General features: G+C 60.5%; 7 protein-coding genes. 4 read left to right on the top strand and 3 right to left on the bottom strand.

Features of this window, described 5'->3' with window-relative positions; all coding sequences use genetic code 11:
* Positions 1–215: 215 nt before the first annotated feature.
* Positions 216–881, bottom strand: coding sequence for a polysaccharide lyase family 7 protein (locus Q1V60_RS06840; RefSeq protein WP_300628660.1), 666 nt, complete (start codon positions 879–881; stop codon positions 216–218).
* A 312-nt stretch (positions 882–1193) separates the two neighbouring features.
* Between Q1V60_RS06840 and Q1V60_RS06835 the strand changes: the two genes are divergently transcribed.
* The 3 genes from Q1V60_RS06835 to Q1V60_RS06825 are packed head-to-tail and all read left to right on the top strand — an operon-like array spanning position 1194 to position 4156.
* Positions 1194–3299, top strand: a complete 2106-nt coding sequence (locus tag Q1V60_RS06835) for an EAL domain-containing protein (protein WP_300628657.1) — start codon at positions 1194–1196, stop codon at positions 3297–3299.
* 42 nt (positions 3300–3341) lie between these two features.
* On the top strand, positions 3342–3842 hold the full coding sequence (locus Q1V60_RS06830; RefSeq protein ID WP_300628654.1) for a M48 family metallopeptidase: 501 nt from the start codon (positions 3342–3344) through the stop codon (positions 3840–3842).
* 17 nt (positions 3843–3859) lie between these two features.
* On the top strand, positions 3860–4156 hold the full coding sequence (locus tag Q1V60_RS06825; protein ID WP_300628652.1) for a winged helix-turn-helix domain-containing protein: 297 nt from the start codon (positions 3860–3862) through the stop codon (positions 4154–4156).
* 210 nt (positions 4157–4366) lie between these two features.
* Here the strand turns inward: Q1V60_RS06825 and Q1V60_RS06820 are convergent, their stop codons facing one another.
* A complete protein-coding gene (locus Q1V60_RS06820; protein ID WP_300628650.1) occupies positions 4367–4819 on the bottom strand; it encodes a GNAT family N-acetyltransferase in 453 nt (150 codons plus the stop codon).
* Between the two features lie 201 nt (positions 4820–5020).
* On the opposite strand from Q1V60_RS06820, the gene Q1V60_RS06815 reads away from it, so the two are divergent.
* Positions 5021–5758, top strand: a complete 738-nt coding sequence (locus tag Q1V60_RS06815; RefSeq protein WP_300628648.1) for a transporter substrate-binding domain-containing protein — start codon at positions 5021–5023, stop codon at positions 5756–5758.
* Positions 5759–5762: 4 nt separating this feature from the next.
* Here the strand turns inward: Q1V60_RS06815 and yccS are convergent, their stop codons facing one another.
* The gene (gene yccS, locus Q1V60_RS06810) at positions 5763–7946 is read right to left on the bottom strand and encodes a YccS family putative transporter (protein ID WP_300628646.1); all 2184 of its coding nucleotides are present in this window, start codon (positions 7944–7946) and stop codon (positions 5763–5765) included.
* Between the last annotated feature and the right edge of the window lie 260 nt (positions 7947–8206).

The following is an 8206-nucleotide window of genomic DNA, read 5'->3' as shown; positions in this document are numbered from 1 at the left end:
CGAGGGAGCTTGCTCCCGCTGGACTGCGTAGCAGTCCCATTTTTGGGGCCGCTTCGCGCCCCAACGGGAGCAAGCTCCCTCGCCACAGGTCGCAGGTTTTTCTGCTTTAGCGCTTAACTGACCGGCATTGGGGCTTGCCCGGCTCCCACAGGGGGACGTGACGGGTTCGAGGCAGTGGGCTTATTCAGGAATCGTCCTGGGTATCACAGGACAATTCACTCATGATCAATATCCAACTTGGCAAACGTCACCTTTGCCCCTTCCTTGCTGTCCCCGCTGTTGTCCTGCACATACACGCCCGCCTTGAAGTACAGCGGCTTGTCGCCCCAGGCTGCGCCGATGCGTTCATTCCATTCGCTGTCGGCCGCATACACGCTGAGCAACCCGGCTTTATTGAGGTTGATTACATAGGTGAAGGTCTTTTCCAGCGGCACGTTGGAGGCGACGAGGATCACGCGGCTTTCGGACTCGTCCGGGCGCATGCGCACTTTGGCGACGATATTGCCGGTCTGGGTTTTTTCCTTGAATTGGTACTCCAGCTTGATGAGCGGTTTCTGGCTGTCATAGGCGTGGATCTGGCCGATCACGACTTTGCCGGTGGACGGTACCTGGTTGACGGTAAGCGTGGCGCGCAGGAAGTTGTCGGCCTCAGGGTAGGTCCAGTTGCGCAGGCGCCCGTCGGCGTAGGTTTCGCGCAGCTCGCTGCGCGGGTAAATGGCGTTTTCGGTGCGGGTGCCGGTGACGGGGGTCCAGAACTGCACATCGCTGCCTTCGGCCTGGAAATACTGGTCATTGAAACCGCTGAGCAGCTTTGGGGTTTCGATGGTCGTGGGCGGGGAGCCGACCGGAATGCTCAGGTTCCAGGTGGAAAGGTCGATCATGGTGTTGGCCTTTTGGCGAGGGGTGAACGCTTTAGCCCGAGGGCTGCACAGGTTCTTTATAGGTGGTGTTAACCAAATTGTTAAACATTGACCGGCAATTTATTGGCGTCAGAGGAGTGCCAAAAAGCCATGTCGCCCGTGGGACGCGGCCTACAGAGCCTTACCGTTAGTCGGCTTCCCAGGCTTTGGCGCAATGATGGCACCCAGGTCACTTCTGCTTTGTTATAACCGGGGATAGAGTGATGCCTCATTATTTGTCCGGTTTTAAGTACCCGAAGTGACCGGTGCAGCTCCTTAAGGAAGAGACGTAGCATGGATTGCGCTCCAAACCTCGGCGAAGGCAGTTCGGTTCTTTTGGTGGTCGATGATTACCCGGAAAATCTCGTCAGCATGCGTGCAGTGTTGCAGCGCGAAGACTGGCGAGTGATTACCGCCACTTCCGGTTTGCAAGCCCTGGAATTGCTGCTGGTTCACGATGTCGATCTGGTGCTGCTGGACGTGCGAATGCCCGGTATGGATGGCTTCGAGGTGGCTCGCCTGATGCGTGGCAACCAGCGTACGAGCATGACGCCGATTATCTTTCTCACGGCCGATGCCCACTCGTCCGACGCAGTGCTCAAAGGCTATGCCAGCGGTGCGATCGACTACCTGTTCAAGCCCTTCGACCCACACATCCTCAAGCCCAAAGTGCAGGCGCTGCTGGAGCATCAGCGCAATCGCCGCGCGCTGCAGCGGTTGAGCCATGACCTGGAAGCCGCCCGCGCCTTCAATGCCTCGGTATTGGACAACGCCGCCGAAGGCATTCTGGTGGTGGGCGAGGGCAGCGTGATTGAGTACGCCAACCCCGCTATTTCAAAGCTGCTCAATGCCACGATGGCCGAGTTGCAGGGCGAGAGTTTCTTGAGTTTCCTGCAAAAGCCCCATGTGCCGGCCTGGTTGGGGTTTGCGATGTACGAGGCCTTTCGCAAAGGTGAAACGTGGCGCCTGCATGACGCTATTTTGCGCACCAGTCGTGGCCAGCAGGTGCCGGTGGCGCTGTCCTGCGCGCCCCTGCCCGCGGAGCAGAAGGCGATGGTGGTGACGGTGCTGGACATGTCCGAGGTGCGTCACCTGCACCAGCAGCTGGAGTTCCAGGCGGTGACCGATCCGTTGACCGGGCTGCTCAATCGCCGGGGTTTCTACCAGACGGTGGAGAACATGTTGTCGCGCAGCGAGCGCAATGAGCAGTCGCTGGTGCTGCTATACCTGGACCTGGACGGCTTCAAGCGAGTCAACGATACCTTGGGGCACGACGCGGGTGATCGCGTGCTGCGCTGGGTTTCCGAGCAGATGCAGGCGTGTTTGCGCTCTTACGACATTCTTGGGCGCATGGGCGGGGATGAGTTCACTGCGTTGCTGGAGCTGGAATTCCCCGAGCAGGCGGCGAAGATTGCGGAAAAACTGATCGAACGGGTGTCTGTGTGCCAGCAGGTCGATGGGCTGGAAGTGATGCTTGGGGCCAGCATCGGTATCGCGACCTTCCCGGACTGCGGCTCGGACCTGAGTGGCCTGTTGCGTGCGGCGGACATCGCCATGTACGAAGCCAAGCGCGCCGGTCGTCAGCAGTATCGCTATTACGATCAGGAAATGAACGGCCGAGCCCGCTCACGCCTGATGCTCGAAGACAGCGTGCGCACTGCGATTCAAAACAAGGATTTCATTCTGGTGTACCAGCCTCAGGTGTCGCTCGAGGATGGGCATTTGCGCGGTGTGGAGGCACTGCTGCGCTGGCAGCACCCGAGCGTGGGCGACGTGTCGCCGGGTTTGTTTTTGCCGTTGCTGGAAGAGGCACGGCTGATCAGCGAGCTGAGCACTTGGATTTACCAGCAAGCCGCCGCCCAGCGCCAGGCCTGGCAAGCGTCTTTCAATGATGAGCTGGTGCTGAGCGTGAGCCTGAGCGGCAGCCAGTTCAATATGCCTAACCTGGCCAGCCAACTGCGGCAGGTCCTCGATCGACATGGGTTACAGGGGCGGCAATTGGAGGTGCAGGTGGGTGAAGACTGCCTGATGCATAACCTTGAGGAATCCATTAAGCAACTCAAGCTGCTGCGTGAGCTGGGGGTGCGCATCGCCCTGGATGATTTTGGCTCAGGTCGCTGTTCCCTCGCGCATCTGCGTGACCTTGCGTTCGACACCCTCAAGCTGGACCCGCAATTGGTGGCCCGTCTGCCCGGCTCCACGCGCGATGCCGCAATGGCCCGCAGCATCATTGATCTGTGCCGGCACTTTGAGGTGCTGGTGATCGCCGAGGGCGTGGAAACCCTTGAACAGTCGCAGTGGCTCAAGGCCAATGGTTGCTCGTTCATCCAGGGCACATGGGCGTCGGCACCGTTGATGGCCGAGGACGTTGTCGGTTGGGCACACCCTCGCGCGCTTTGAATTCGCTACACTGGCGCCTGTCCGAACCACCTTGCAGGCCCCATGACCGCGCTGAAATATCTCCAGGCCTATCCCGCCGCCCTTCAGGAACAAGTACGCCAACTGATCGCCAAGGACCAGTTGGGCGCCTATCTGGAGCAGCGTTACCCCGAGCGGCACGCCGTGCAGAGCGACAAGGCCTTGTACAGCTACGCCCTGGCCTTGAAGCAGGAACACCTGCGCAATGCACCGTCGATCGACAAGGTGCTGTTCGATAACCGCCTGGACCTCACCCACCGCGCGCTGGGTTTGCACACCACGATTTCCAGGGTGCAGGGCGGCAATCTCAAATCCAAGAAAGAGATCCGCATCGCCTCGCTGTTCAAGGAGGCGGCTCCCGAGTTTCTGTGCATGATCGTGGTACACGAACTGGCGCACTTCAAGGAATCGGACCACAACAAGGCGTTCTATAAACTCTGTGAACACATGATGCCGGGCTACCATCAGGTGGAATTCGACCTGCGGGTGTACCTCACCTGGCGCGATTTGCAGGGCAAGCCCTAAACACAAGGCGATTGACCATGGATGTGAGCAAGACCAAGAGCAGCTTTTATCGCCGACTGTATGTGGCTTACCTGATCGACAGCGGGCTGGCCAGCAGCGTCCCGGCGCTGACCGAAGTGACCGGTATGCCTCGGCGCACGGCGCAAGACACGATTGCGGCATTGGCCGACCTGGATATCCTGTGCGAGTTCGAGCAGCAAGACGGTGCCCGTCACCATGCCGGGCATTATCGTGTGCGTGATTGGGGGGCGATTGATCGCGGTTGGGTCGAGGCCAACCTTGCGTCGATCAAGCAGGTGTTGGGTTACCCGTAAGGTGTGGAAGGGGGCTTGCCCTAATGCCAGTCAGTTAAGACAGAACCGGTCACTGTGGCGAGGGAGCTTGCTCCCGCTGGACTGCGTAGCAGTCCCATTTTTGGGGCCGCTTCGCGCCCCAACGGGAGCAAGCTCCCGCGCCACAGGTCGCAGGTTGTTCTGTTCTAGCGCTTAACTGACCGGCATTAGGGCTTGCCCGCGAGGACGCCCTCAAGCTCGCCGCATACCAATATGTGGAATATCGTCTTCCAGGTATTGCTCTCCCACCACCCCAAACCCATACCGTGCGTAATACCCCTGCAAGTGCGCCTGGGCCGAGAGAAAAATCGGTGTCTCGGGCCAGATCTCGGCGATCTGCTTGAGGGCTTCTTCCATCATCATGTGCCCCAGGCCGGTGCCGCGTGCCGATGGCGCGACGATCACCCGGCCGATCACCACGTCGCCGCCCTGTGACTCCGGGTCTAGCAGCCGCAGATAAGCCACCAGCTCATTGTCTTTCCAGGCCATCAGGTGGTGGGTATCGCCTGACAGGTCTTGCCCGTCAATGTCCTGATACACGCATTTCTGTTCAACCACGAACACCTCTCCGCGCAGGCGCAGGATGGCGTACAGCTGCTCCTTGCCCAAATCGTCGTGATGCTTGCAGACCCAATCAATTGTCATGATGTGCACTCTTATCCAAGGCTTGCCGGGGATAGTAAGCGCGGCGGGGCGCTGCTGTCTAAAACCGGCTATTTTTGTGAATAGCGTCAATTTGCCATCATTGAATGCATGCATGGCTGACTTCTTTGTGTAATAACCGATGCAAGCTCATTGATGAGCTACTGTTATCAGGCCATCGCCTGCCCGCCAAGGATTTTAAGCATGCCGCGATTGTCTCGTGCCGTTGCTTTGATTGCAGTGTTGTTGCTGGCTCAACCGGTATTGGCGCAGCGTTTGCGCCTGGCGGCGGATGGCTGGCCACCCTTTACCGATGTCACCTTGGTCAACGGCGGGCTGGCTACGGACATCGTTACCACGGCGCTGGCTCGGGCCGGGTACGCCAGTGATTTTGAGCAGGTGCCTTGGGCACGCGCGCTCAAGGGGGTAGGCGATGGGCGCTACGACGTGCTGATCAACGCGTGGTACGACGATGCCCGCACGCAACTGGGCCAGTTCTCCGAGGAATACCTGGTCAACCGGGTGCGCTTTATCAAGCGTCGCGACGACGCTATCGATTATCGGAATCTGCAACAGCTGCACGGGGAAAGCATCGCCGTGGTGCGTGGTTATGCCTATTCGGCGGCGTTCGATCAGGAGGCGCTGTTACAGAAAGTGCCGGTGCATAACTTTGCCATGGCTGTGCGTATGCTGGCGGCGAAACGCGTGCGGCTGACGTTGGAAGACGAGTACGTGGCGCGTTACTACCTGGCGCGGGAGTCGCCCAGGGTGCGCAATGCCGTGGAGTTCGTCGGCGAACCGCTGAGCGAGAACAGCCTGCATATTCTGGTCAGCCTGAAAAACCCCGAGCATGCGCAGATCGTCGCCGGTTTCGACCGGGAGATTGCCAGGATGAAGGCGGATGGCAGTTACGCAAAATTGATGAAGGCCCACGGTATGTAGCGGTTTAAGGCGCGCCGGTATCCTTGATCAAATGCGCCGCCAGCGTACGCAACGGCCCCAACTGCCGACAAATCAACGCCAATTGCGTTTGCACCAGCCGCTGGCCCTCATCGATCTCGTCCGGCATCTGCTCAAGCTGCGCCGCCAGTGCTTCCTCGTCATCACTTTGAATCGTAATCGGCTGTTTGTTGGCAAGCCCCGTGGCGATCTCATCGATGCTCGCCGCCAGGCTGTTGCCCGCCCCGTCGATCAACTGTTCGCGCACGTCGGCCGGTAGCAGGGTGTCGCGGTGTGCGCCAAGGCCCGACAAATAGCTGAGCAGGGTGTGCGACAGCACCAGGAACCTGAAGCCCACATCCGCTTCCTTACGGAAATGCCCCGGCTCCATCAGCATATTCGCCAGGGTGGTGGACAGCGCCGCATCGGCGTTATGCGCGTTGCGACGGGCCAGGCGATAAGCCAGGTCGTCGCGCTTGCCGGCCGCGTACTGCTGCATGATCTGGCGCAGGTAGATGCTGTTGCAGGTGAGGGTATTGGCCAGCACTTTGTTCAGGCGGCGGCCTTGCCAGTCCGGCAGGAACAGGAACACCGCCAGGCCCGCGATCAGGCTGCCGAGCAAGGTGTCGAACAGGCGGGGCAGGAACAGGCCATACCCATCGCCCACCTGGTTGAAGCAGAACAGCACCATCAAGGTGATCGCCGCCGTGGCCAGCGTATAACGCGTGGTGCGGTTGATAAAGAACACCAGGCCGGCGGCGATGGCGAACATCGACTGCACCACCGGGCTTGGGAACAGGTCGAACAGCGCCCAGGCCACGGTCAGGCCGATGGCGGTGCCGATGATGCGCTGGCCGAGCTTGCGCCGCGTGGCACCGTAGTTCGGTTGGCAGACGAATAGCGTGGTCAGGATGATCCAGTAGCCCTGGGAGGCGTGGATGGCATGCAGGGTGGCGTAGCCGACGGTCAATGCCAGGGACAGGCGCAAGGCGTGGCGGAACAGCAGCGAGGTCGGCGTGAGCTGGGTGCGCAGGCGCGTCCACATTTCCTTGAGGTTGCGTGGGGCACGGTCCAGCAGGTTGCTGTCGGTGGCGTCGGCCAGGGCGTCGGGGTTGCTTGCGTCGCCGAGCAGGCGGTCGAGGGTGGACAGGTTGGCGGCCAGGGCACGCAACGAGCGCAGCAATCCGCGCCAGGCCGGGTTGCTTTGGATGCGCAGGTGTTCCAGGGAGGCGTTCAGGTCGCCCAGGGCTTCGGCAAAGCTGGCGTCATAAATGAAAGGCTGGCGCAGTTGGATCGACTCGGCCAGGGCCTGGCAGGCCTTGCCTTGCTGGCGCAACAGGCGTTGGCAACGGAACAGCACGTCGCTGTGAAAGAAGGCCTCGGCCAAGGCGTTATAAGGGTAGTGGGAGGAGCTTGCGCGCTCGTGGATGTCCTGGGCCAGGAAGTACAGCTTCAGGTAACGGCTGACCTTCGAGCCCGGTCGGCCATTGCCGACGCGGTGCAGGATGATTTCCTTTGCCGCATTCAATGCCGCGACCACACGGCCGTTCTGCTGGGCCAATTCCAGGCGCCGCGCCTCCACATCCAACTGGCGAATCGGTTCGAACAGCGACGACTTGAGCTTGAGATAATGCCCCAGCTCGCGAAACAACCGTGCCAGGCTCTGCTGCACCGGCTGGTTGGAAAACAGCGCCTGCCACAGCACCGACAACACGCCATACCAGGCCGCGCCCGCCACCAGCAGCAACGGCTCGTGCCAGAAATCACTGACGGCACCGCCGCGCTGGTCCACGCCGATCATGGTGTAGACCGACAGGATCAACGTGGCCGAGGCAATCGCGCCATAACGTTCGCCGAGCGCGCCGAGCATGGTCAGGCCGAACGTGGCCAGGGCCAGGGAGGCCGCGAAAACCCACGGGTAAGGGAAAAGCAGCTCCACCGACAGCGCGGCAATGCTGAAACACACCAGCGTCACCGCCAGAGCGTTCAGGCGGCCTTGCCAACTGTCATCGGTCTCGGCCAGGGCGCTGGCGATAATCCCCAGGAACAGCGGGATCAACAACGTCATTTCATCCTGATACCAGCACAGCGCCATGCTGCCGGTCAGGGCGATGAATACCCGAATGCTGTAGCTGAATTTATCCAGTGCCCACAGGCGTCGCAGGGACTGCTTGAACGAGGTCGATGACATGAAGTCTGGGGTCTTCCGGGACGATGCCGCTAAATTGAGCTATCAAGGACGCCACGGCAAGTGGGGTGATCACATCGTTGCGCAAAAAAGTCCCTGACACACCACAAACAAATGAGGGGGCGGGCTTGCTCTAATGCCAGTCAGTTAAGACAGAACCGGTCCCTGTGGCGAGGGAGCTTGCTCCCGCTGGACTGCGTAGCAGTCCCATTTTTGGGGCCGCTTCGCGCCCCAACGGGAGCAAGCTCCCTCGCCACAGGTCG

It is taken from the genome of Pseudomonas sp. (genome assembly GCF_030147005.1).
GTDB lineage: Bacteria > Pseudomonadota > Gammaproteobacteria > Pseudomonadales > Pseudomonadaceae > Aquipseudomonas.
Note: the sequence above shows the minus strand (reverse complement) of the source record. Positions and strands in the feature narration are given on the sequence as shown.

What these genes read in the sequence shown, in the direction of transcription:
- Q1V60_RS06840 (WP_300628660.1), bottom strand. Translation starts at nt 881, where the DNA reads ATGATCGACCTTTCCACCTGGAACCTGAGCATTCCGGTCGGCTCCCCG.
- yccS (WP_300628646.1), bottom strand. Translation starts at nt 7,946, where the DNA reads ATGTCATCGACCTCGTTCAAGCAGTCCCTGCGACGCCTGTGGGCACTG.
- Q1V60_RS06820 (WP_300628650.1), bottom strand. Translation starts at nt 4,819, where the DNA reads ATGACAATTGATTGGGTCTGCAAGCATCACGACGATTTGGGCAAGGAG.
- Q1V60_RS06830 (WP_300628654.1), top strand. Translation starts at nt 3,342, where the DNA reads ATGACCGCGCTGAAATATCTCCAGGCCTATCCCGCCGCCCTTCAGGAA.
- Q1V60_RS06815 (WP_300628648.1), top strand. Translation starts at nt 5,021, where the DNA reads ATGCCGCGATTGTCTCGTGCCGTTGCTTTGATTGCAGTGTTGTTGCTG.
- Q1V60_RS06835 (WP_300628657.1), top strand. Translation starts at nt 1,194, where the DNA reads ATGGATTGCGCTCCAAACCTCGGCGAAGGCAGTTCGGTTCTTTTGGTG.
- Q1V60_RS06825 (WP_300628652.1), top strand. Translation starts at nt 3,860, where the DNA reads ATGGATGTGAGCAAGACCAAGAGCAGCTTTTATCGCCGACTGTATGTG.